Here is a 23,787-nt window from a genome sequence, read left to right as displayed (position 1 = left end):
ACATCCTTGACTTGCATCAAGTGACGACAAAGTGGCGCAGCAAGAGGAGCGTGCCGCAAGAGGAGGATGAAATGTCTGTCATGCAGTCGAGAATCATTCATCTGTCTATCGAGAAGCCGTGGAGTCACGTCTATGACTTCGTTTCCGATCCGAACAACATGGCTCGCTGGGCTGCCGGACTGGCAGGTGGCCTCAGGCCGGATGGCGAAGACTGGATCGCCGAAGGCGGACCACTCGGCGAGGTCAGGGTGAATTTTGCGCCAGCAAACGAATTCGGGGTCGTGGATCACGTCGTCACCTTGCCCGATGGCCTGAAGGTCTATAACGCGCTCAGGGTGACCCCGAACGGCAGTGGCGCCGAGGTCAGTTTCACGCTGCTTCGTCTTGAGGGGATGACGGACGAGGATTTCAACGGGGATGCGAGGGCTGTCACAGCCGATCTCGAAGCCTTGAAGGCGCTGCTCGAAGAGACGTGATGGAGTAGATGATGACGGAAAATGGCAACGACCGGCGAATCGACTATGTCGAATTCAACGTGAGCGATATTGAGCGCAGCAAAGACTTTTACGGCGGCGCTTTCGGCTGGTCTTTCAAGGATTACGGTCCGCAATATTGCGAATTTTCCGACGGCCGCCTGACCGGCGGTTTTACCACCACAGCGCCGGTTTCCGCGAAGGGTGGACCGCTGGTTATTCTCTATGCGGCTGATATCGACGATGCCCAGCGGCAGGTGGCGGCGGCGGGTGGCGAGATAACCGTCGCAATCTTCGCCTTTCCCGGCGGACGCCGGTTCCATTTTACCGATCCCGATGGATATGAACTGGCGGTCTGGTCTGCGGCGTAAGACGTTTCAGCAAACGTCAACTCTCGGCTTTGCGCGGAATAATGACTTGGAATAAGGGGCGGCCGGGAGCGCTCAGCGTTCCCAGTCCTCCCGCTCGCGTGTGGTCGTCTTCCCGAGCTTGCGTTCCAGCTCTGCGGCCTGCGCTTCGGACAGGCGAACATCGAGGGCAACCGAACCATCCTCGTGATCTTCCCGCCCGTCGACGATGGAATTGCTGTAGACCCAGGAAATCAGCGGCAATTGTTCAACGGACAGGACCACGGTCGTCTCCGTCAGGACACCGGAGAGGCGTTTCGAAATCTCGTCCATCAGGGCATCGACGCCCTCGCCGGTGATCGCAGAGACAGCACGAATATTGGCGCTGCCTTCGGCTCTTTGCATGATGGCGTCGTGGGCTTCCGGATCGAGGCGGTCAACCTTGTTCCAGACCTCGATGATACGGTGCTCGGCTTCCTTTTCGTCAATGCCGAGATCGCCGAGAATGCGCAGCACATCCGCCGACTGCGCGGCATTGTCCGGATCGGACATATCGCGGACATGCAGGATGAGATCGGCTTCCAGCACTTCTTCCAGCGTCGCACGGAAAGCCGCGACCAGATGTGTCGGCAGATCCGAAATGAAACCGACCGTATCGGACAGGATCACCGTGCGGCCGTGCGGCAGTTTCATGCGCCGCAATGTCGGATCGAGTGTGGCGAACAGCATGTCCTCGGCCAGAACGCCCGCACCGGTAATGCGGTTGAACAGCGTCGACTTGCCGGCATTTGTATACCCGACCAGCGCCACGATCGGATGCGGCACCTTGCGGCGCTTGGCGCGATGAAGCTGGCGGGTTCGCACCACCTGCTCCAGTTCCCGCTCGAGCTTGACGATGCGTTCCTGAAGCAGGCGCCGGTCAGCCTCGATCTGCGTTTCACCGGGGCCGCCCATGAAGCCCGCGCCACCGCGCTGGCGTTCAAGGTGGGTCCAGCTTCGAACGAGGCGACCCTTCTGATAGTTCAGATGCGCAAGATCGACCTGCAGCGTACCCTCCTTGGTGGAGGCTCGGCGCCCGAAGATTTCCAGGATCAGGCCCGTTCGGTCGATGACCTTGGCATTCCAATGCTTTTCGAGATTGCGCTGCTGCACCGGCGTCAGCGGATGGTCGACAATGACCAGGCCGGAATTGGTTTCATCCAGAAGATGACCGATTTCCTCGATCTTGCCGGTGCCGAACAATGTCGCCGGGCGTGGCTGGTTGACCGCGACGATTAGCCCCTGGGTCACCTCGAGATCGATGGCGAGCGCCAGCCCCTTCGCTTCCTCAAGCTTCGCCTCGACCGAGCGGCCAGCAGCGGCGGGCGTAGCAGCCGTGTCGCGGGTGTCGCGCTGCTTCAGGACCGGCACAAGAACCACGGCGCGCATGTCGTCGCGGTGTTTCTCCTGCTCGGGAATGATCGATTCGTTCGAGGTGTCGCGGGTCGAAATGGCAGTCCTCATCGGGAAAGACGGTTGGAATTCGTCCGCGCCGGCGCGGACGTCAATAGGAAGCAACCGCCCAGCGGCAAATAAGTTCCCGGTGCGGTTGGTTCCATTAAGACGAGAAGGTCACGACGCCTCGCGTGCAGCGCCTTCTTCGTTTTCGAACATCTGCATCGGCTGACCCGGCATGATGGTCGAAATAGCGTGCTTGTAGACAAGCTGTGCGTGATCGTCGCGACGCAGAAGCTCGCAGAAATTGTCGAAAGCCGTGACCACGCCCGTGAGCTTGACACCGTTGATCAGGAAGATCGTCAGCGCAATGTTCTTCTTGCGAACCGTGCTGAGGAACAGGTCCTGAAGGTTCTGCGAGCGGTCCGGACCTTCTTCGATTTCGAGTTCCAGCGGCTGTCCGGGCATGATGGTCGAGATCGCATGCTTGTAAACCAGCTGCGAATGACCGTCCCGGCGCAGCAGAACGCAGAAATTATCGAAGGACGTTATCACGCCCGTGAGCTTCACACCGTTGATCAGGAAGATCGTCAGTGAAATCTTTTTCTTGCGTACGGTGTTGAGGAAAAGATCTTGAAGGTTTTGAGAACGTTCCGCCATGGCGCCGCTTCTTTCTTTTTTGCCGGCAGGGATACCGGAAAATAATCAATCAATAATAAGCCGGCCAAATCTCGTCCCCCGTTTGGCCGACCTCAAACTCTGGTATCAAATCGTGTCTTGTTCGGCAACGGCGAAAACAGCCGAATGGGTACGAGTATTGACCCGTTTTCTGCCGTCGAAACAGTCAGAAATATTGTATCGAAACGCGGAAAAGCTGTTCCACGTCCCGCACCGCGTCGGCGGAGGCGAACAGTACGACACGGTCTTTCGCCTTGATCTTGGTGCTCCCGTCCGGCCGGATGACCACGCCATCGCGATAGATGGCGCCAATACGGACGCCTTCGGGCATTTCAACGTCACGAAAAGACTGGCCGACAAGCGGTGACGTTTCCAGCGCCTCCGCCTCGATCACCTCTGCCGAACCGCGCTGCACGGCATAGACGGAGCGAATACGACCCTTGCGCACATGCTGGAGAACGCGGGAAATGGTGACCGCCCTCGGATTGATATAGGCGTCAAGTCCGAGCGAGTCGGCAACCTCGTGAAAGGAGGAACTGTTCAAAAGCGCGAGGTTCGACTTGCAGCCGAGTTGCTTGGCCATGACCGCAGCCAGGATATTGGTCTGGTCGTTATTGGTCAGGGTGACGATCAGGTCCGCGTCCTGAATGTCGGCCTGCATGAGAATTTTCTGGTCCAGCGCTGAACCATGCATGACGATGGTGTGGCTGAGCTGTTCCGATGCGGCAACTGCCCTGTCGCGATCCGCTTCGATTATCTTCACCCGCGTCTTTGGCTGCAACTCCTCGATCTTGCTTGCAACGAAGTGGCCGATATTGCCCGCGCCCGCAATAACGATGCGCTGCGCCTCCTGCTCTTCGTGACCGAACAGGCTGAGCGTGCGGCGGGCGTGTTGCCGCTGGCAGATGACGTAGGCAAGGTCGCCGACCCGCAATTGTTCGGAAGAATGCGCCACCTTGAGGAAACCATCCCGGTAGACACCCACAACCGTAGCGATGAGGTCTGGAAAGAGGCTGGAGAGTTGCTGCAACGGCGTATTGATGACCGGGCAATCCTCCATACATTCGATGGCCAGCATGTAGACCGTGTCGTCCGCGAAACGCACCACGTCGGTCGCGCCCGGAAAGGCGATGCGCCGCAGCACCATCTTGCCGACTTCAACTTCCGGCGAGATCGTCACGTCGATAGACATGTTTTCGCGGCTGAAGAGATCGGCATATTCAGGCTTAAGATAGCTCTGGTCGCGGATGCGGGCGATCTTGGTCGGCACGCTGAACAAGGCATGCGCAACCTCGCAGGCGACGATGTTGATTTCGTCATGCAGCGTCACGGCGATGATCATGTCCGCCTGGTCCGCTCCGGCCTTGGCCAGCATGTCTGGATGCGCGCCATGGCCGACGTAACCGCGGACATCAAGCGTCTCAGTGATGGCGGTTATCAAAGACGCGGCGGTATCGATGACGGATACTTCGTTGTCCTCGCGCGACAATTGTTCGGCGATGCCGTAACCCACCTGCCCTGCGCCGCAAATGATGACTCTCATGCTGTCTCTCTGACGGATAATCGGTTACGGCGACCTGGCCCTGGCCCCTTATACGCCGAGAGATTTCAGTTTGCGATGCAGTGCAGAGCGTTCCATGCCGACAAATTCCGCCGTTCGCGAAATATTGCCCCCGAATCGGTTGATCTGCGCCACCAGATAGTCTCGCTCGAACATTTCGCGAGCTTCGCGCAACGGCAGCGTCATGATGTGCTGATCGCCCTGAGCCGATATCTTCGGCAACATGTCGCCGATATCGGACGGCAGCATGTCAGCAGAGATCGGGGCTTCACCGCCTTCGGGACGCGCCAGTATCATCAACCGCTCGATATTGTTGCGAAGCTGTCGGATGTTGCCCGGCCAGTCATGGGTCTGAAGAACGGCCATTGCGTCGTCGCCGATCTTGCGCGGACGGATGCCAGCCTGTTCGGAAATCTGCCGCATGAACATGTCGACGAGGAAGGGAATATCCTCGCGTCGCTCGGACAGCGCCGGTACCTTCACCGGCACGACGGCGAGCCGGTGGTAGAGATCCTCACGGAACTGGCCCTCGGCGATCAGGCTTTCGAGGTGATGAGCCGTCGACGAAATGATGCGCACATCCACCTTCACCCGCTTGCCGCCGCCCACACGCTCGAATTGCTGGTCGACAAGCACGCGGAGGATCTTGTTCTGGGTCTCGCGGGGCATCTCGCCCACTTCGTCGAGATAAAGAACGCCACGATGGGCTTCTTCCAGTGCGCCCACCTTCCGGGGCTGTCCAGGCAGGCCTTCGGTGCCGAAGAGTGCAATCTCCATGCGATCCGGCGTGATCGTCGCGGCGTTAAGGGCAACAAAGGGACCTGTCGCCCGAGACGACTTTTTGTGGATCATCCGCGCCACCAGTTCCTTGCCGGAACCTGACGGGCCGAGAATCATGATTCGGCTGTTGGTGGGCGCGACCCGGTCTATGGTCTGGCGCAGCTGCGATACCGCAAGTGACGCACCGACAAGTTCAACCGCATCTCCCGTGCGCTTCTTGAGCTCCTGAACCTCGCGCTTCAGCTTGGAGTTTTCCAGCGCGCGTTCGGCAATGAGAATCAGACGGTCCGCCTTGAACGGCTTTTCGATGAAGTCGAAGGCGCCGCGCTTGATGGCGTTGACGGCGGTTTCGATATTACCGTGACCCGAGATCATCACGACCGGAATTTCGGGATGGCGGCTCTTGATCTCATCGAGCAGCGCCAGACCATCGAGCTTCGAACCCTGCATCCAGATGTCGAGGAAGATCAGGCGCGGCACACGCTCCGAAATGGCGGCCAGCGCGCTGTCGCTGTCGAACGCCATACGCGTTTCATGCCCCTCATCGGAGAGAATGCCCGCCACGATTTCGCGAATGTCCGCCTCGTCATCCACGACCAGAATATCAGACGCCATATGCTGCTTCCTTGTTATTTTCGCCGCCGACCGCCTCGATATAGGGCAGCAGCACTCTGATCATGGCGCCGTGGCCATGATCGAACTCCGGCGGGGCATCATGGAGTTCCAGATACCCGCCATGCTCTTCGATGATCTTCTTGACGATGGCGAGGCCAAGGCCTGTGCCCTTGTCCCGCATCGTCATATAGGGTTCGAGAATGCGGTGGCGATTTTCCACCGGCAGACCGCGGCCATTGTCGATGATGTCGGCCACAAAACGCGAGTTGGCCTCGTCGAAGGACGCGCGAACGAGGATTTTGCCCGGCCGCTTTTCGCCTTCCACTGCTTCGATGGCTTCCGTCGCATTCTTGATGAGGTTGCCAAAGGCCTGCCCCAGCATGCGGGCATCGAACATGCCCTCCAGCGGGGTGTCACCCAGCTCCGTCGTGAACTTGGTGTCAGCGGCGCTGATTTCCCGGAGAAACGCTGCGTCCTTCAGGATCGCCCTCAGGTCCGACTTTTCCTTCGTTGGCTTCGGCATACGCGCAAAAGCGGAGAATTCATCTACCATGCGGCCTATATCGCCGACCTGCCGGACGATGGTGTCCGTACACTGGTCGAAGACGGCGCGGTCGCTTTCGTCGATCTGCTTGCCGAAACGGCGCTTGATGCGCTCGGCGGAAAGCTGGATCGGCGTCAGCGGGTTCTTGATTTCGTGTGCGATACGCCGCGCGACATCCGACCACGCCGTCGAGCGTTGCGCGATGACGAGATCGGTGATGTCGTCGAGCGTGATGACGTAGCTGTCACGGCTGTCGCGGGCGTCTTCGCGCGTCACCTGCACATTCAGCGTTCGTTCCTTGCCACGCCGCATAATGTTGATCTGCTTGCGGAAGTTGCCGCGCGACCAGCTGTTGGCCTCGTTGACGACCTGTTCGATCTCAGGCGCGATCTCGGAGAGTTGTGCGCCAATGAGCTGTTCCGACGTTTGTGCGAGGAACTCTTCGCCCGACGGATTGACGATGGTGATCCTGCGGTTTTCGTCAACGCCGATAACCGCGGCGGTCACGCCTGACAGCACGGCCTCGATGAAACGGCGGCGATCATCGATGTCGTCCTTGGCCTCGATGATCTGCTCCTGCTGGCTGCGCAGTTCCGACACCATCTTGTTGAAGGTGCGGGACAGGCGCCCGACGTCGCCATCGACAGCGCGAACGGGAACGAGGACATGCATGTTGCCGGTGGCAACGCTGTCTGCGGCGCTGATGAGAAGGCGGATCGGCCGCACGATACGGTCGGCCACCGCAATGGCCGTCCAGATTGCCGCGAGCAGCACGATCAGCGCAAAACCGAGATAGAGAATTGCGAAGGCGATCTGCAGCGGGGCGCGGCCTGCCTCCATGGCCTTGTATTCGGCGCGGTTCTCTTCCATCAGCCGCATCGCGCCCATCACCTTGGGATCGACCGCACGCACCGTATAAAGGAATGTGCCGCTGATGCCTTCGAGCTTGATGATGGCGCCTACGAGGTTGGTAATACCGGGCGGGATCAGCGTCGGCTGGCCGGCGGCCGCCTTTTCGAGCGCGTCATGCGGTATCGCGGGAAGCGGCTTTTCCGTCTTGATGTCGGCCTGGGCGACGGCGTCGCCATCCTCCTGCACGAGAAACGCACCAAGAAGGCCGCGCCCCTTCGCCTGGCGGGTCATAAGATCAACGAATCCGGTGCGGTCGAGATAAAAGAGAGCGCGGTTGCGGTCGAGGTCGGTCGCCATCGACAGGGTCTGCCCCTGGAGGTAACCGGCATTCTCCATCATGTATGCCTGGGCGATATTACTTGATGAATCGACGATCGACTGGGTGCGCAGCGAAAACCAGCGATCGAGACCGACATTCAGCGTCAGGCTGGCGAAGATGGCGACGAGCACTGCGGGCGTGATCGCCACGATGGAGAAAAGGACGACAATGCGCACGTGCAGACGCGCCGCCGCCCTGCCCTTTTTGCGCGCTTTCAGCAGCCGGTTGATTTCGCGACCGATCAGGAAGATCAGGCCGATCACGAAGATCGAGTTGATGACGACGGAAGCGATGACCACATTCGATGTCGGCGCGATTGGCGTGACGCCCAGCAGCACGAAAAGCGTGATGATGGCGCACACGAGGGCCACGCCGGCGAGCACCAGCCCCGGCAGAGCGAAAGACATCCTGCGATCGGCGACCACCATGCCCGCTGCTTCGTCGGCAACGGCGTTTTCGGCGGCGGGTTTCCGCATGCACTACTCCCAATCGCTGGCCAGCCAGCGCCACAGTCATGAAGTCAGGCGAGGTTCGCACATGTGGGGCGAATCTCTGTCCTTCCTAGTGTTTTCCAAGCAACACAATGTGGCGAAAATGCAACGACAAATGCGGCCTTGTCAACATTCTCAGCTGGGGCGGGAGCTGCGATAGACGGAAACACCCAGCTCGCGGATTTTCTTGCGCAGGGTATTTCGGTTCAGACCGAGAAGATCGGCAGCCTTGATCTGGTTGCCGCGCGTGGCAGTCAACGCAGCCAGAATCAGCGGATACTCCAGTTCGCGCAGCACGCGGTCATAAAGGCCGGGCGGCGGAAGGCCATCGCCGAAGCTGGCGAAATAGTCCCGCATGTTCTCCTCGACCGCCTGCGAGATGGTGAGTGAACCGGTGCGGACCGCCATCTTGTCAAGCGGGCTGTCGGGAACATCCGATTGCAGTTCCTGCTCGATGATCTCGCGGGTGATGACTTCCTGCGGATAAAGCGCCATCAGGCGGCGGATCAGGTTTTCCAGCTCGCGCACGTTGCCCGGCCAGGCATAGGCCTTCATGACTTCAAGAGCTTCGGTCTCGAAACGCTTGCCTTCCAGGCCTTCCTTCTCGCCCGTCTGGATGAAATGGCGAACCAGATCGGGAATATCCTCGGCGCGGTCCCGCAGAGGTGGCAGGCGCAACGGCACCACGTTCAGGCGATAATAGAGGTCCTCGCGGAACAGGCCCTGATTGATCGACTGCTTCAGATCCTTGTTGGTTGCCGCGACGATACGGACATCGGTACGGATCGGCGTGCGTCCGCCGACCGTCGTATATTCACCCTGCTGCAATACGCGCAGCAGGCGCGTCTGGGCGTCCATCGGCATGTCGCCGATTTCATCGAGGAAGAGCGTGCCGCCCTCGGCCTGTTCGAAACGCCCCGTGGAGCGGTTCTGAGCGCCGGTAAAGGCGCCCTTTTCATGGCCGAAGAGTTCGGATTCAATGAGGTCGCGCGGGATTGCCGCCATGTTGATGGCGACGAACGGACCGTTGCGGCGTTTGCCGTAATCATGCAGCGCGCGGGCCACCAGTTCCTTACCCGTGCCGGATTCGCCCGTTATCATCAGCGTCAGGTCGGTCTGCATCAGGCGGGCGAGAACCCGGTAGATTTCCTGCATTGCGGCGGAGCGACCGACGAGCGGCATGCCGTCCTGCATGTCGTCGTCCAGCTTCGCCGGCTTGCGCTTGGGCTCCGATAAAGCCCGGCCAATGATGGCGATCAGTTCTGTCAGGTCGAAGGGCTTGGGCAGGTAATCGTAGGCGCCCTTTTCCGAGGCCTTGATGGCGGTCATGAAGGTGTTCTGAGCGCTCATGACGAGAACGGGAAGGTCCGGACGGGCTTTCTTGATGCGCGGCAGAAGGTCGAAGGCGTTCTCATCGGGCATGACGACGTCCGTGACGACAAGATCGCCCTCACCTGCCGAAACCCAGCGCCAGAGCGTTGCAGCATTGGAGGTGATGCGCACGTCGTAACCGGCGCGGCTCAGCGCCTGGTTGAGCACCGTGCGGATTGCGGCATCATCATCGGCGACGAGGATCGTAGCTGTCATTGGTCATTCCCTGTCGTGTTCGGCAAAGTGCTGTCGTCGAGCGCCACTTCCGGCGAGACGGGCATCAATACGCGGAAAGTCGTGCGGTGGTTCTGGCTGTCGCATTCGACAATGCCACCATGGGCGCCGATCAGCTTGGCGACAAGCGCCAGACCGAGGCCCGAACCATTCGTCTTGGTGGTGATGAACGGATCGAAAAGATGCGGCAAGAGATCGGCGGGTACGCCCGGGCCATTGTCATGCACGCAGAATTCCAGCGGAAGCGAAATGCGCTCCCGGCTGCCGGCAACCGATAGTCGGATCCCGGGACGATAGGCGGTCGTCAGCACGATCTCGCCATCCGACTGATTGGCCACCGCTTCGGCCGCATTCTTGACCAGGTTGAGGAAGACCTGCACCAGCTGGTCGCGGTTTGCGTAGACCGGCGGCAGCGACGGGTCGTAATTCTCCGATATCTTGATGTTACGGGCGAAACCGGCCTTGGCGATCGCCTTTACATGATCGAGAACCGAATGGATGTTGACCGGCACGCGATCCACCGGCCGCTCGTCGGAAAACACCTCCATGCGGTCGACCAGCGAAACGATGCGATCCGTCTCGTCACAGATCAGCCGGGTCAGCGCCCGGTCCTCATCCGCTACCGAGGTCTCCAGAAGCTGGGCCGCGCCGCGAATGCCCGAGAGAGGGTTCTTGATCTCATGCGCGAGCATGGAGGCAAGACCGGTGACGGAGCGGGCAGCAGCGCGATGGGTCAGCTGCCGGTCGATCTTGTCGGCCATAGACCGTTCCTGAAAGACGACGACGACCGATCCAGGCTCGCTGACGACGGGCGCGACATAAAGATCAACCAGCTTGTCCTGGCCGAGACGCGGCGAGCTCAGATCAACGCGATATTCATTGACCGGCGCGCGGCGCTCCCGCACCTGATCGATCAGGGCAAGCAGCGGGCTGCCGAAGGGGATGAAAGTGGAAACCCTATAGCGCGCTAGGTGGGAGGCGCTGGCGCCGAAAAAGGCTTCGGCTTCCCAGTTGGCGAAGGCGATAAAACCTTCGGCATCCACCAGAATGACGGGATTCTGCACCGCGTTCAGAACCGCCATGGCGAGCGGGTTCGCATCTGCAGGGCTGTGTTTATCAGCGCTCATGCGGCCTTCCTTGCGGCATCTTCGCCCGCATTTTCGCAAAGGGCGGAACGCAGCAGGTCTGCCACCTCCCCCGTCTCGCGCGATGTCATGATTTTTGCCTTGTCGGTCGTGGCGATACCTGGCGCGAAACGGTCGAGATACCAGCCGAGATGTTTGCGGGCATGCCGGAGGCCGGCTTCCCTTCCGTAAAATTCCAGCATCATCTCATAATGTTCGACGGCGATGGCGGGGATATCCTCTCGATGCGGCGCTGCATGCCCCGCGAGCACCGCCGGCAACCACGGCTGCCCCTGCGCGCCGCGACCGACCATGACGGCGTCCGCACCCGACCGCCGCAGGATTTCGCGAGCATCTTCCGCCGTCTCGATGTCACCATTGGCGATCAGCGACACGGAAATCACCTCACGCACGGCGCGGATGGCATCCCAATCCGCCCGCCCCTCGTAAAACTGCATGCGGGTGCGGCCGTGAATGGTAATAAGGCGAACGCCTGCTGCTTCGGCGCGCCGAGCTATATCAGGTGCGTTAATGCTGTTTTCATCCCAGCCGAGCCGCATCTTCAAGGTCACCGGCACATCGACCGCTTCGACAGTCGCCTCGATCAGCGAAAGCGCGTGATCGGGATCGCGCATCAGCGCCGAGCCTGAATAACCGCCCGTCACCTTCTTGGCAGGACAGCCCATATTGATATCGATGATACCGGCGCCATTGCCAGCGGCGATCTTCGCCGCCTCGGCCATGAAATGCGCCTCGCGCCCCGCAAGCTGCACCATGTGCGGAACCATGCCTGCATTTTTCAGCCGCGCCCAGGATTCCCCGCGATTGGCAACAAGCTCCCGGCTTGCCACCATTTCTGTCACCACGAGGCCCGCTCCGTAACGCCAGGCGAGCTGTCGGAAAGGCAGATCCGTCACGCCCGACATGGGCGCCAGCACAGCCCGATTACGGATCGTGACTGAGCCGATGCTGAACGGTTCTGACAACTCCGGAAGGGCCAAATGATGATCTTTCATGCAGAAGGGTTATTTGCATTATTTTTAGACAGTGTTTGCGCAGTTGCCAAGCACTTTTAGAAGGTTGCACCTTTTATTTGCTGAGCGGCTGCCTGCCTGTTTTGCTGTCGGCGGCAAATTGTGCAGCTTCGAAGGCGCAGCAACGTCATCTCCTGCGCTTTGCGGGGCTGATGCCCGCCTTATCGGGCTGGCCATCCGGGTTTTGAAACGCTAGAGCATGACTGTCAACCACGAAGGGTTGCACGCAAAGCATACGACCAATGCAGGAACGTACTATGAAACTCGGCATCGTCATCGTGGCCGCGGGACGCGGGGAAAGAGCCGGCTCTCCCGAGGAGGGTCCGAAACAATATCGTCCGATCGGCGGCAAGGCTGTGATCGAGCACACTTTGTCGACGTTCCTCCAGTGGAAGAACGCTTCCCATATCGTCGTCGTGCACCATGCGGACGATACGGCGCTGCTCACTCCGGTTCTCCAGCGACTTGATGCCGGGGAGCGCGTCACCACGGTTATTGGCGGCGTGACACGGCAGCAGTCTGTTCTGGCAGGGCTGGAGGCGCTTTCCCGCCATGGCCTGAGCCACGTAATGATCCACGACGCGGTGCGGCCTTTCGTTTCCGTCGATATGCTTGAACGTATTGTCGCCCTGCACCGGGAGGGCGCGGGCGGTGTTCTACCCGCCCTGCCCGTTACTGACACGCTGAAACGCGGCGCGGGCAATCGTGTCACCGACACGGTTTCGAGACAGGGCCTTTATGCCGCACAGACCCCACAGAGTTTCGACTATGACGACATCCTCGCCGCGCATCGCGCTGCTGCCGCCTCGGGAAAATCGGATTTTACCGATGACGCGTCGATTGCCGAATGGGCGGGTCTGGCAGTAACATTGACCGAAGGTTCGGTCGATAATGTGAAACTCACTCTCAAGCGGGATATCGCCATGGCCGATGAAAAGCTCTCTCATGCAATGCCGGACGTGCGCACCGGGAACGGCTACGACGTACACCAGCTGGAGGCCGGAGAAGGCGTGACGCTGTGCGGCATATTCATCGAGCATGATCAGAAGCTCAAAGGTCATTCGGATGCGGACGTTGCGCTGCATGCGCTGACGGATGCCTTGCTGGCGACCTGCGGCGCCGGCGACATCGGTGACCATTTCCCTCCTTCCGATCCGCAATGGAAAGGAGCTCCTTCCCGCATATTTCTGGAGCACGCGGCGAAAGTGGTGCGCGACAATGGCGGCACGATCATGAATGCCGATGTCTCGCTGATCGCCGAAGCGCCGCGCATCGGGCCGCATCGGCAGGCCATGCGGGAAGCGCTCTCCGACATGCTCGGCATCTCGCTGGAGCGTTGCTCGGTGAAGGCGACGACCAATGAAACCATCGGCTTCGTTGGTCGCAGGGAGGGGATTGCAGCAATCGCCACCGCCACGGTCGTTTACAGGGGCAGACCGCTATGAGCCTGTTTCCAGCGGATATTGAAGGGCTCGCACGGCAGATCATTGCTGATTTTGCAGCAGACGGTCTCATGGTCTCGACCGCGGAAAGCTGCACGGGCGGCCTGATCGCGGGTGCGTTGACGGAGATTTCGGGCTCCTCGGCGGTGGTCGACCGCGGTTTTGTCACCTATACGAACGAGGCCAAGATGGACATGCTTGGCGTTGGCGCTGAAACGCTGACGGGCTTTGGCGCGGTCTCGCGGCAAACCGCACTGCAGATGGCGCACGGCGCCCTGTTCCGGTCACGCGCCGATTTCGCGGTTGCCGTTACCGGCATTGCTGGTCCGGGGGGTGGATCCGCCGAAAAGCCGGTGGGTCTCGTTCATCTGGCCGCCAAGGCCCGTCACGGCCGGAGCCTGCATCAGGAAATGCATTATGGCGAGATCGGCCGTACGGACATCCGTCTTGCAACGGTCAGGACGGCGCTCGAGATGCTGATCGCCCTCCGTCAGGCGGGATTGGTGTAGATCTTATCGGCGCGGGTCTCGAAAGCTTCTGCGAACATGCGGAAGGCACGGTCGAACATGGACCCCATGACTGCGCCCAAGAGGCGGTTCTTGAACTCGTATTCGATGAAGAAATGCACGTTGGAGCCGCCCTCGGCAGCATCGAAACGCCAGCGATTGTCGAGATATTTGAATGGCCCGTCGATATATTTGACGTCGATGGCCCGTTCCGCGGGATTGAGCAGAACCTGCGTGGTGAAGGTCTCGCGAATGGCCTTGTAACCCACGGTCATATCCGCCACCAGCAGCGTCTTGCCATCGCGCTCCTTGCGGGAGCGCACGGTAAGTGCTTCGCATAAGGGCAGGAACTGCGGATACTTCTCCACATCGGCGACGAGGTCGTACATGCGGTCCGGCGAGTGTTTTACAAAACGATGCGTTTCGAACTTGGGCATGAGCGGCAGTTAATCCTCGATGTGCAGAAGATCAAGAAGGCGGCGGAGTTGTTTTCGGCTTTTCAGCTGCCATACCGGCACGTCCGGCCCATAGAGATCGAAATTCTGCTCGAAAAGTGGTGCGTGTCGCCGCTCGAAATTCCAGATATAGCGCAGGAATTCGCGGTCCAGTCGCTCAGGGCAGCCCTGCGCCATTTCCGGTCGCGCCTTGCCGTAGCCTTTCACGATTCGGCTGATGGCACCCCAGAGACAGAGCCAGCGCGGCATGCGAACCCAGATCACGATATCGGTTCTCGGCAGACGCAGATCAAACGACGAGGGATTGCTGCCATCCATCAACCACCGCTCGCCGGCAACGAAGTCCGCGATCCTTTCACGCTGTTCCGCACGCGTGCGCAGTTGCCAGCCCGGCAGCCAGAAAATCTCCCGGTCCATCGAGATATATTCCAGTCCAAAGCGCCGCACGAGCTTGCGCGAGAGCGTGGACTTGCCACCGCCGGAACAGCCGACGATCATGATGCGGCGCGCGCCAGCGATGATGGCGGCCGCATCATCCGTCTTTTCGAGGTAGTTCGGCATATTCTGAGCCCCATTCGAGCGCTACGCGTCCCTCTGCCGTCTGGCGATCGCTTTCAATCGATATCCGGGTGGCGCATGGCAGTTACGGAAAATTGACTATTGCAACCCCTTGCGGGGGATTGCTATTTATTTGCGACTAATATTACACCCATTGGATGCAACGGCGCTGGAAGCTCCCTATTTCGCCCAGCCTATTCATCCTTGGGTTCAGACCCGATACATAACCGCTTTGAGCCACTGAGTGAGCCGATGGACGATTTTTCCAACATCATCAACCTTCTCGAATCCGCCAAACAGCTTGCATCGATGAACGGCATGCCTGTGCTCGCCTATCTGATCGACGTCGCCAAATGCGAGGCGAGAGAAAACAAGCCGGTTCTGCGCAAGCGCAAGCGCGGCGAATCGACCGCCAAGGAAGACTGTTAATTGCCGGCGCCTGGCCGACCGATAAAGCCGGCTGGCCCAATCTTCAAGACAATGTCATAATCACCAATGAAACCGGCCGCTTTTCCAGGCGGCCGTTTCTTTGCCCAATGGAAACGACAGCGTCATGACAGCCGCATCAGCCGACATCAGAACCTACAGACAGGAAAGACCGAAGGAGCGACATGCATTCGTTCAGATCGTTCTGCCGGTCTCGGGCTGCCTGCGTATCGATGTGGCAGGACGGCAAGATGAGTTGTCCATCGGGCGCGGCGTCTTTATCCACCGCGATCTTCCGCATACCCAGGAAGCCACGGCCATCAATCATTCGCTGGTGGTGGATATCGATGAATGCGTGATTCCCGAACAGACGCTTGAAAAATTCGCTCACGCGCCCTTTCTCGATATTGCGCCTGAGACACGTCAATTAATCGCCTATATGCGCAGCCTGGTTGGAATGGATGGACGCCGTGACGATATTGCAGCCATTTGGGCGCCGCTGCTGGTTGACAGCCTTGCCAACAACAAGCGCGATATGCGCCAGCGCATGCGAAAGCTGAGCGAAGTCGTGAGGGCCGAGCCCTTCTTTCCGTGGACGATCGAGATGCTGACCTCTTGCATGACGCTCAGCGACAGCCGCCTGCATGCGCTGTTTCTCGAAGAATTCGGTCTTCCCCCGCATCGGTGGCTTTCCGGGTTGCGCATGGAGAAGGTGTGCGCCCTGCTCAGCAACTCCGTCATGCCGATTTCCGAAATCGCGCTTAGGGCCGGTTTTTCCGACCAGACGGCGCTGACACGGGCCATGCGCCTCGCGGTGGGAGAGACCCCCGCCGCGTATCGCCGCCGCCACGGCATTCATTAGAACCGCTCACATTCGTCAGGAGTTTTTGTCAAGACAGCCGCAACCGCCTGTGGCACATCGCTGACAAATGTGAATGCGGATGTGATGGACATGAACAGGACTGGTCTCGGTGTTTTTTACGGCATAATGGCGGGTGCGCTCTGGGGGGGGATATTTCTCGCTCCGAAACTCGTGCCGGATTTTTCCGCCCTGCAGCTTTCCACGGCGCGCTACCTGACCTATGGGCTGATTTCGCTGGTCATCATCGGGCCACGCCTCAAACAAGTGTTGGCGCGGTTTGGCGCACGCGAATGGTTGGCGCTCGGCTGGCTGAGCATGATCGGCAACATCGCCTACTATGTTTTCATCTCGACCGCGGTGAAATTGAGCGGCGTCGCCTTCACCTCAATCATCATCGGCTTCCTGCCTGTTGCCGTTACCATCATCGGCAGTCGCGACCATGGCGCCGTATCGCTGAAGCGGCTGTGGCCGTCGCTTGCCTTCGGCGCGATAGGCATTCTCGGCATCTCATGGCAGTCGCTGACGGAAAACGATGCGGGTCTGGATATTTCTCGTGTCATCGGCCTTGCCTGCGCGCTCGGGGCGCTGGCTTCATGGACGGCTTTCGCCGTAGGCAATGCCCGCTGGCTGTCGCGCCTTCACGATGTGAGCGCCGATGACTGGAACATGATGACGGGTGTAGTGACCGGCGGGCTTGCGCTGGCGCTCGCCATCCCCGCCTTCGCACTGGGTGGAGAAAGCCACAGCACGGGCGACTGGCTGTATTTCGCCGCCATCGCCGCCGGGCTCGGCTTCACCGCGTCCATCCTCGGCAATGCCTTCTGGAACCGTATGAGCCGCATGCTGCCGCTTACCATGGTTGGGCAGATGATCCTGTTTGAAACGCTGTTTGCGCTGCTTTACGGCTTTCTCTGGGAAGGGCGTGGCCCGACGCTGGTCGAGGTCCTGGCGATCTGCTCGGTTGTGCTGAGTGTCGTGCTCTGCATGCGGGCGCACAGGCCTGAAAAGGTTGCGGCGTGATCGGCCTGAAGGCCAAAAACAGACTATTGCATTGATCCACGGCGCCGCGTCTCACGCACCGTCATCCTCGGGAATATCCCAAGGATCTAATCACCCATTGTCATTTCCATAGGTTGCAGATGCTCGGGGCAGGCCCGAGCATGACGATGGTGATAACATGAAGACTTCAAATCTCAACGCCGTATTGGCGAACCTTGCGTCGCTTATTCCGCAGCCGCCAGCAGCTTCTTTTCGCGTGCCGCACGCAGGCGTTCGAAATCGTCACCGGCGTGGTGGGAAGAACGGGTCAGCGGGCTTGACGAAACCATCAGGAAGCCCTTGGTGTAAGCCACCGTCTCGTAGGACTTGAATTCCTCCGGCGTCACGAAAGCCTCGACCTTGTGGTGCTTGCGGGTGGGCTGCAGGTACTGGCCGATGGTCAGGAAGTCGACGTCAGCGCTGCGCAGATCGTCCATCAGCTGCAGCACTTCATTGCGCTCTTCACCGAGGCCAACCATGATGCCCGACTTGGTGAACATGGTGGGATCGAGTTCCTTCACCCGTTGCAGAAGGCGCACCGAGTGAAAATAGCGCGCACCCGGGCGGACCGTGAGGTAGTTGCCCGGAACCGTTTCCAGATTATGGTTGAAGACGTCGGGCTTTGCGGCAACGACACGTTCCAGCGCGCCGGGCTTCTTCAGGAAGTCGGGCGTGAGGATTTCGATTGTGGTCGTCGGAGAGGCTGCGCGGATCGCCCAGATCACCTTTTCGAAATGTTCAGCACCGCCATCGGCGAGATCGTCACGGTCGACGGAGGTGATGACGACGTGGGAAAGCCCCATCTGCTTGACGGCCTTGGCGACATTTTCCGGCTCATTCATGTCGAGCGGATTGGGCTTGCCGGTCGCGACGTTGCAGAAGGCGCAGGCACGGGTGCATATTTCACCCATGATCATGAAGGTCGCGTGCTTCTTGTCCCAGCACTCGCCGATATTCGGACAGCCGGCTTCCTCGCACACGGTCACCAGCTTGTGGCTGCGCACCAGTTCGCGCGTCTCGTGGTAACCCTTGGAGGTCGGCGCCTTGACGCGGATCCATTCGGGCTTGCGCATCACCTCGGTATCAGGCTTGTGCGCCTTTTCCGGGTGGCGGATACGCTTTTCGTCAGACGACGTCCTGTCGAGAATAGTGACCATAAAAACCTGCTTCCATCGCCCTTGGCGATCCAGACATCTTTGGTGCGATGCTTTAGAACAATTCCAGAAAAAGCGTAAGCCCCTTCCGGTCACGACGCCTTGTCAGCGCCGCACGAGCTTAGCCACGAACAGCAACAGGCTTGCGCCGATGAAGGCGGTAACGAAATAACCGAGCCTGCTATCCTGCACGAAAACATCGAAGGTTCGCAGCACCGCAACAGCGACCACCGAACCGACAATGCCAAGGACAATGTTCATGAAAATGCCGAAACGCATGTCCATGAGCTTGCCCGCAAGCCAGCCGGCGAGACCGCCGATGATGATTGCTGCAATCCAGCCTACACTTTCCATTCCCACGCTCCCTGAAATAACAGCCCGCCTTAAGGCTGTATCGAGACATATGGGACACCCGGCATGGTTAGACAATGCCGGGCATCACGCGGCACTTATGCGTTCAGCACACGTCCATAGGCGTCGAGCACGCTTTCCTTCATCGATTCCGAAATGGTCGGATGCGGGAAGATCGTGTGCATCAAATCTTCTTCTGTCGTCTCCAGATTCATAGCGACGACAAAGCCCTGGATGAGTTCGGTCACTTCCGCCCCGACCATATGCGCGCCAAGCAGCTCGCCGGTCTTCTTGTCGAAGATGGTTTTGACCATGCCCTGATCTTCACCCAGCGCGACCGCCTTGCCGTTCGCGGCGAAGGAGAAGCGGCCGACGCGGATATCGCGGCCCTGTTCCTTGGCCTTGGCTTCGGTGAGACCGACAGAAGCGACCTGCGGGTTGCAATAGGTGCAGCCGGGAATCTTCAGCTTGTCCATCGGGTGAACATTCGGCAGACCGGCGATCTTTTCGACGCAGACGACAGCCTCGTGCTCCGCCTTGTGGGCAAGCAGCGGCGGACCCGCGACATCGCCGATGGCGTAGATGCCGGGAACGTTGGTCTTGCCGTAACCGTCGATGACGATGAAGCCGCGATCGGTCTTCACGCCGGCAGCTTCGAGGCCGATGCCTTCGATATTGGCAACGACCCCAACGGCAGAGATCATGCGATCAGCCGTGATCTTTTCGGAAGAACCGTCCTTCTTCTCCAGCGTCGCGGTGATGGAGTTTGCGCCCTTTTCCACCTTGGAAACCTTGGTTTCCAGATGGATCTTCATGCCCTGCTTTTCGAGCTGCTTCTTGGCGAAGGTGGAGATTTCTGCGTCTTCGACAGGCATGACCTGGTTCATGATTTCGACAACGGTCACGTCCACGCCCATGGTGCGGTAGAAGCTGGCGAATTCGATGCCAATCGCGCCGGAGCCCATGACGAGCAGCGACTTCGGCATTTCTTCCGGCTTCATTGCCTCGAAATAGGTCCAGATCAGCTTGCCATCGGGCTCAATGCCGGGCAGCGCGCGCGGGCGGGCGCCCGTGGCGACGATGATGTGCTTGGCTGTATAGGTACCCTCGCCCAGCGTGTTCTTCGGAACCGGACCCTGCGGCTGCACCACCGGCTTGGTGGACTTGCCGACCACGATTTCGCCCGGCTTGGTGATCTTGGCTTCACCCCAGATGATATCGACCTTGTTCTTCTTGAACAGGAAACCGACGCCATTGTTCATGCGGGCTGCAATGCCGCGCGAGCGCGCCACGATTGCCTTGACGTCAGGCTTGATCGAGCCTTCCAGCGTCAGGCCGTACTCCTTGGCGTGGGTGGCGGTGTGCATGACATCGGCTGTGCGCAGCAGCGCCTTGGTGGGAATGCAGCCCCAGTTGGAGCAGATGCCGGCCAGATGCTCACGCTCCACGACGGCAACCTTCATGCCGAGCTGGGCTGCGCGGATCGCGGCAATGTAACCGCCCGGTCCCGAACCGATGATGATGACGTCATATGATTGAGCCATTGGAAATCCTGCCTTGTCCTATCGGGTCGCGAGCAGCGCCACGACCGGGAATTGTTCTTAAAGTCCGAGCATCATGCGGACGACGGGCTCCAGCCCCCGCCCGATGGCCCGCGTATTTTCAGCATCGAGATGAACGCCATCCACCGGCGTCGTTCGGGCGACGGAACCCGCATCGAAAAAGCCGCAATCAAGCTCGTCGGCCAGATCCCGGTAAACGGACGCCAGCATCGCCGATTTATCGATCGCATCGCGAAAGATCGCGCCCATGAACGGATTGGCCGTCTCACACAGCTGCGGCGGTGCGACGATCAGCACGTCAGGCGCCTCCCAGTCCGGCACCTGCCAGATGTGGTTGCGCGTGAGCTTCACCAGCCTTTCGACACCCTTCATGGCAACGATCGCCGATCCGTGGATTGACGGCTTCAGGTCGTTGGTGCCGAGCATGATAATCACCAGATCCAGCGGCGCATGGCTGTGCAACAACGTCGGAAGAACCCGCGCGCCGTTGCGGTCGCAATCGGCGGTGTTGTCGTCATAGGCGGTGGTGCGACCACCCAGACCTTCGTGAATCACATGCACGTCAGGACCGAGCGCCTTCTGCAAGACGCTCGGCCAAAGATCGTCATGGCTGTGCCGGCCACCCGTTTCCGCATTTGATCCCCAGGTGAGGGAATCGCCAAAGCAGAGGACCGACTTCACCATCTTACTCTCCGATCAAACCAGCATGCCCATCGGGTTTTCGATGTAGCGCTTGAAGGCGCCGATCAGTTCGGCTCCGAGCGCGCCATCGACGCAACGGTGGTCGGTGGAGAGCGTGACCGTCATGACGTTGGCGATCTTGATCTCGCCATTCTTGACGACAGCGCGTTCTTCACCCGCGCCGACCGCCAGGATGGTGGCATGCGGCGGGTTGATGACGGCGGAGAAGCTTTTCACGCCCATCATACCCATGTTGGACACGGCGGTCGTGCCACCCTGATATTCCTCGGGCTTCAGCTTGCGCTCTTTCGCGCGCTTGCCGTAGTCCTTCATCTCGTTGGAGATGGTGGAGAGCGACTTCTGCTCGGCCTTGCGGATGATCGGCGTGATCAGGCCACCCGGAATGGACACGGCAACGCCGACATCCGAATGCTTGTGCTTGACCATGGCGCTTTCCGTCCAGGAGACGTTGGCGTCAGGCACGTCACGAAGGGCCAGCGCCAGCGCCTTGATGACCATATCATTGACCGACAGCTTGTAGGCCGGCTTGCCGTCCTTTTCAGGGGCAGCGGCGTTGAGCTGGGCGCGCAGCGCCAGAAGCGTATCCAGTTCGCAGTCGACCGAAACGTAGAAATGCGGAACGGTCTGCTTGGATTCGACCAGACGCTTGGCAATGACCTTGCGCATGCCGTCATGCGGCACGAGCTCGTAGGAGCCTTCTTCGAACAGCTTGAGAACGGCATCGTCCGACTGGCCCTTGGCGGGAGCCGGAGCCGGTGTGCCTGCGGATGCAGCAGCGGCGGGAGCAGCCTTTGCACCGCCGGAAGCCGCAGCTTTTTCGACGTCGGTCTTGACGATACGGCCATGCGGGCCGGAACCGGAAACGGCCGAAAGGTCGAGACCGGCTTCCTTGGCGAGACGACGTGCCAACGGCGAAGCGAAGATGCGCTCGCCGGACTTTGCAACCGGCGCTGGCGTGGACGAGGCAGCGGGCTGGTCGGCAACCGGCTTTTCAGCCTTTGCCGGGGCAGCCTCTTCCTTCGGCGCTTCCGCCTTGACGGCGTCCTGCTTGGGGGCCTCCGTCTTTGCCTCAGCCTTGGCGGGAGCGGCATCGCCGCCCTTTGCCGCCTCGGCCACATCCTCGCCATCGGCGGCGAGGATTGCGATGAGGGCGTTGACCTTGACGGCTTCCGTGCCGGCCGGAACGACAAGCTTGGCGACGGTGCCTTCGTCGACGGCTTCCACTTCCATGGTCGCCTTATCGGTCTCGATCTCGGCGATCACGTCACCGGGTGCGACCTTGTCGCCTTCCTTGACCAGCCACTTGGCCAGATTGCCCTCTTCCATCGTCGGAGAAAGGGCAGGCATGGTGATGTTGATAGGCATCGAAACGCCTCCCCTTACTTGTAGCAGACGGTTTTGACGGCCTGGACGACTTCATCGACATTCGGAAGCGCCAGCTTCTCCAGATTGGCCGCGTAAGGCATCGGAACGTCCTTGCCGGCAATCGTCAGGATCGGCGCGTCGAGATAATCGAAAGCAGCGCGCTGGACCTGGTTGGAGATGAAGTCACCGACCGACGACTGCGGGAAGCCTTCTTCGACAGTGACGAGACGGCCTGTCTTTTTCACCGATTCGATCACGGTCGGCAGGTCCATCGGGCGGATGGTGCGCAGGTCGATCAGTTCGACGTCGATGCCGAGCTTTTCGAGTTCCGCAACTGCCTTCACCGCATAGGTCATGCCGATGCCGAAGGAAACGATGGTTGCGTCCTTGCCCTTGCGATGAATGCGCGCCTTGCCGATCGGCAGCACGAAATCATCGAGCTTCGGCACTTCGAAGCTCTGGCCGTAGAGAATTTCGTTCTCGAGAAAGATGACCGGGTTCGGATCGCGGATGGCGGCCTTCAAAAGACCCTTCGCATCGGCAGCCGTATAGGGCATGACGACCTTGAGGCCCGGAATATGGCTGTACCATGCGGCGTAACATTGCGAGTGCTGGGCCGCAACGCGGGCAGCAGCACCCGAAGGACCACGGAACACCATCGGCGCGCCCATCTGGCCGCCCGACATGTACAGGGTCTTCGCTGCCGAGTTGACGATCTGGTCGATCGCCTGCATGGCGAAGTTGAAGGTCATAAATTCGACGATCGGCTTCAGGCCGGTCATGGCTGCGCCGACGCCGATGCCGGCAAAGCCGTGTTCGGTGATCGGGGTGTCGATGACGCGGCGCTCGCCGAATTCCTGCAGCAGGCCCTGGGTAATCTTGTAGGCGCCCTGATATTCGGCGACTTCTTCACCCATGATGAAGACTTTTTCATCGGCGCGCATTTCTTCGGCCATGGCGTCACGCAGCGCTTCACGCACCGTCGTCATCACCATTTCGGTGCCTTCCGGAATGTCCGGGTCAGCGGCAACGTCGATCTTGGGCGCCGCCGGAACCTTCGCGGCTTCCTTGGAAGCGCTCGGCTCTTCGGTCGCTTCGCGGGTCTTGCCGCCAGCGGCATCAGAACCGGAATTGGCAGCTTCGGCCTTCGGCTCTTCCTTCTTGGCAGAGGAAGAGATGTCGTCGGCGCTTTCGCCCTCCTGGATGAGCACGGCGATCGGGGTGTTGACCTTGACGCCTTCGGTGCCTGCATCGATCAGCAGCTTGCCGATGACGCCTTCATCCACGGCTTCCACTTCCATGGTCGCCTTGTCGGTTTCGATTTCCGCGATCACGTCGCCGGAGGTTACCTTGTCGCCTTCCTTTTTAAGCCATTTGGAAAGCGTGCCTTCCTCCATGGTCGGGGAAAGGGCGGGCATAAGAATTTCTACAGGCATGGGTTTCCCTTTC

23 protein-coding genes and 1 pseudogene are annotated in these 23,787 nt (G+C 59.9%); 7 read left to right on the top strand and 17 right to left on the bottom strand.

All coding sequences use genetic code 11. The features are described 5' to 3' along the window. Window positions 1-71: 71 nt before the first annotated feature. Both HQN82_RS05190 and HQN82_RS05185 read left to right on the top strand, forming a co-directional pair. The gene (locus HQN82_RS05190) at window positions 72-476 is read left to right on the top strand and encodes an SRPBCC family protein (protein ID WP_045534827.1); all 405 of its coding nucleotides are present in this window, start codon (window positions 72-74) and stop codon (window positions 474-476) included. Window positions 477-487: 11 nt separating this feature from the next. Beyond that, on the top strand, window positions 488-844 hold the full coding sequence (locus HQN82_RS05185; protein ID WP_112765784.1) for a VOC family protein: 357 nt from the start codon (window positions 488-490) through the stop codon (window positions 842-844). A gap of 72 nt (window positions 845-916) precedes the next feature. On the opposite strand, the gene hflX is transcribed toward HQN82_RS05185, so the two are convergent. The 9 genes and pseudogenes from hflX to dusB form a co-directional block, all read right to left on the bottom strand. After that, window positions 917-2,323 (bottom strand): GTPase HflX, encoded by a 1,407-nt coding sequence (gene hflX, locus HQN82_RS05180; RefSeq protein WP_173614611.1) that lies wholly within the window; start codon window positions 2,321-2,323, stop codon window positions 917-919. Between the two features lie 108 nt (window positions 2,324-2,431). Further along, the gene (gene hfq, locus HQN82_RS25475; protein WP_197483846.1) at window positions 2,432-2,722 is read right to left on the bottom strand and encodes an RNA chaperone Hfq; all 291 of its coding nucleotides are present in this window, start codon (window positions 2,720-2,722) and stop codon (window positions 2,432-2,434) included. Next, window positions 2,699-2,914, bottom strand: a pseudogene (gene hfq, locus HQN82_RS25495) (RNA chaperone Hfq); the annotation flags it as partial. The pseudogene hfq (HQN82_RS25495) and the gene hfq (HQN82_RS25475), both read right to left, overlap by 24 nt. A 184-nt stretch (window positions 2,915-3,098) precedes the next feature. Continuing rightward, window positions 3,099-4,475: a Trk system potassium transporter TrkA gene (gene trkA / locus HQN82_RS05170; RefSeq protein ID WP_004441664.1), complete on the bottom strand. Its 1,377-nt coding sequence runs from the start codon at window positions 4,473-4,475 to the stop codon at window positions 3,099-3,101. 48 nt (window positions 4,476-4,523) lie between these two features. Continuing rightward, a complete protein-coding gene (gene ntrX, locus HQN82_RS05165; protein WP_004441661.1) occupies window positions 4,524-5,888 on the bottom strand; it encodes a nitrogen assimilation response regulator NtrX in 1,365 nt (454 codons plus the stop codon). Beyond that, window positions 5,878-8,139: a sensor histidine kinase NtrY-like gene (locus HQN82_RS05160; protein WP_004441659.1), complete on the bottom strand. Its 2,262-nt coding sequence runs from the start codon at window positions 8,137-8,139 to the stop codon at window positions 5,878-5,880. Before HQN82_RS05160 ends, ntrX begins: the two co-directional genes overlap by 11 nt. A 150-nt stretch (window positions 8,140-8,289) precedes the next feature. Beyond that, on the bottom strand, window positions 8,290-9,741 hold the full coding sequence (gene ntrC / locus HQN82_RS05155) for a nitrogen regulation protein NR(I) (RefSeq protein ID WP_004441656.1): 1,452 nt from the start codon (window positions 9,739-9,741) through the stop codon (window positions 8,290-8,292). Further along, window positions 9,738-10,886, bottom strand: coding sequence for a two-component system sensor histidine kinase NtrB (locus HQN82_RS05150; RefSeq protein WP_004441645.1), 1,149 nt, complete (start codon window positions 10,884-10,886; stop codon window positions 9,738-9,740). Before HQN82_RS05150 ends, ntrC begins: the two co-directional genes overlap by 4 nt. Continuing rightward, entirely contained in the window at window positions 10,883-11,899 is a 1,017-nt protein-coding gene (gene dusB / locus HQN82_RS05145) for a tRNA dihydrouridine synthase DusB (protein WP_173614610.1), read from the bottom strand. Before dusB ends, HQN82_RS05150 begins: the two co-directional genes overlap by 4 nt. Before the next feature lie 275 nt (window positions 11,900-12,174). Here dusB and HQN82_RS05140 point away from each other — a divergent pair, with 275 nt between their 5' ends. Continuing rightward, the gene (locus tag HQN82_RS05140) at window positions 12,175-13,362 is read left to right on the top strand and encodes a bifunctional 2-C-methyl-D-erythritol 4-phosphate cytidylyltransferase/2-C-methyl-D-erythritol 2,4-cyclodiphosphate synthase (protein WP_173614999.1); all 1,188 of its coding nucleotides are present in this window, start codon (window positions 12,175-12,177) and stop codon (window positions 13,360-13,362) included. Then, entirely contained in the window at window positions 13,359-13,868 is a 510-nt protein-coding gene (locus HQN82_RS05135) for a CinA family protein (protein WP_004441636.1), read from the top strand. Before HQN82_RS05140 ends, HQN82_RS05135 begins: the two co-directional genes overlap by 4 nt. Here the strand turns inward: HQN82_RS05135 and HQN82_RS05130 are convergent. Then, window positions 13,850-14,302 (bottom strand): type II toxin-antitoxin system RatA family toxin, encoded by a 453-nt coding sequence (locus tag HQN82_RS05130; protein WP_004441633.1) that lies wholly within the window; start codon window positions 14,300-14,302, stop codon window positions 13,850-13,852. The two genes, HQN82_RS05135 and HQN82_RS05130, sit on opposite strands and share 19 nt — an antisense overlap. A 9-nt stretch (window positions 14,303-14,311) precedes the next feature. Then, window positions 14,312-14,881 (bottom strand): P-loop NTPase family protein, encoded by a 570-nt coding sequence (locus HQN82_RS05125; protein ID WP_173614609.1) that lies wholly within the window; start codon window positions 14,879-14,881, stop codon window positions 14,312-14,314. A gap of 249 nt (window positions 14,882-15,130) precedes the next feature. Between HQN82_RS05125 and HQN82_RS05120 the strand changes: the two genes are divergently transcribed. The 3 genes from HQN82_RS05120 to HQN82_RS05110 all read left to right on the top strand — a co-directional run bounded on the left by HQN82_RS05120 (window position 15,131) and on the right by HQN82_RS05110 (window position 17,186). Next, window positions 15,131-15,307 (top strand): hypothetical protein, encoded by a 177-nt coding sequence (locus HQN82_RS05120; protein WP_003496171.1) that lies wholly within the window; start codon window positions 15,131-15,133, stop codon window positions 15,305-15,307. Between the two features lie 124 nt (window positions 15,308-15,431). Continuing rightward, window positions 15,432-16,166 (top strand): helix-turn-helix transcriptional regulator, encoded by a 735-nt coding sequence (locus HQN82_RS05115; protein ID WP_173614608.1) that lies wholly within the window; start codon window positions 15,432-15,434, stop codon window positions 16,164-16,166. Window positions 16,167-16,256: 90 nt separating this feature from the next. Then, window positions 16,257-17,186 (top strand): DMT family transporter, encoded by a 930-nt coding sequence (locus HQN82_RS05110; RefSeq protein ID WP_173614607.1) that lies wholly within the window; start codon window positions 16,257-16,259, stop codon window positions 17,184-17,186. Window positions 17,187-17,389: 203 nt separating this feature from the next. On the opposite strand, the gene lipA is transcribed toward HQN82_RS05110, so the two are convergent. The 6 genes from lipA to HQN82_RS05080 all read right to left on the bottom strand — a co-directional run bounded on the left by lipA (window position 17,390) and on the right by HQN82_RS05080 (window position 23,774). Beyond that, window positions 17,390-18,361, bottom strand: coding sequence for a lipoyl synthase (gene lipA / locus HQN82_RS05105; protein ID WP_004441621.1), 972 nt, complete (start codon window positions 18,359-18,361; stop codon window positions 17,390-17,392). Between the two features lie 102 nt (window positions 18,362-18,463). Continuing rightward, window positions 18,464-18,712 carry a GlsB/YeaQ/YmgE family stress response membrane protein gene (locus HQN82_RS05100; RefSeq protein ID WP_004441618.1) on the bottom strand — a complete coding sequence of 83 codons (249 nt, stop codon included), beginning with the start codon at window positions 18,710-18,712 and terminating at the stop codon, window positions 18,464-18,466. Between the two features lie 95 nt (window positions 18,713-18,807). After that, window positions 18,808-20,253 (bottom strand): dihydrolipoyl dehydrogenase, encoded by a 1,446-nt coding sequence (lpdA, locus tag HQN82_RS05095; RefSeq protein ID WP_173614606.1) that lies wholly within the window; start codon window positions 20,251-20,253, stop codon window positions 18,808-18,810. A gap of 57 nt (window positions 20,254-20,310) precedes the next feature. Further along, window positions 20,311-20,955 carry an SGNH/GDSL hydrolase family protein gene (locus tag HQN82_RS05090; RefSeq protein WP_173614605.1) on the bottom strand — a complete coding sequence of 215 codons (645 nt, stop codon included), beginning with the start codon at window positions 20,953-20,955 and terminating at the stop codon, window positions 20,311-20,313. Between the two features lie 12 nt (window positions 20,956-20,967). Then, the gene (locus tag HQN82_RS05085) at window positions 20,968-22,338 is read right to left on the bottom strand and encodes a pyruvate dehydrogenase complex dihydrolipoamide acetyltransferase (RefSeq protein WP_173614604.1); all 1,371 of its coding nucleotides are present in this window, start codon (window positions 22,336-22,338) and stop codon (window positions 20,968-20,970) included. Between the two features lie 14 nt (window positions 22,339-22,352). Beyond that, window positions 22,353-23,774: a pyruvate dehydrogenase complex E1 component subunit beta gene (locus HQN82_RS05080; protein ID WP_035208868.1), complete on the bottom strand. Its 1,422-nt coding sequence runs from the start codon at window positions 23,772-23,774 to the stop codon at window positions 22,353-22,355. Window positions 23,775-23,787 lie beyond the last annotated feature (13 nt).

The sequence above is a fragment of the Agrobacterium pusense genome, assembly GCF_013285525.1.
GTDB lineage: Bacteria > Pseudomonadota > Alphaproteobacteria > Rhizobiales > Rhizobiaceae > Agrobacterium > Agrobacterium pusense.
The sequence above is the reverse complement of the archived record's forward strand: the minus strand, read 5'-3'. Positions and strand labels throughout refer to the sequence as shown.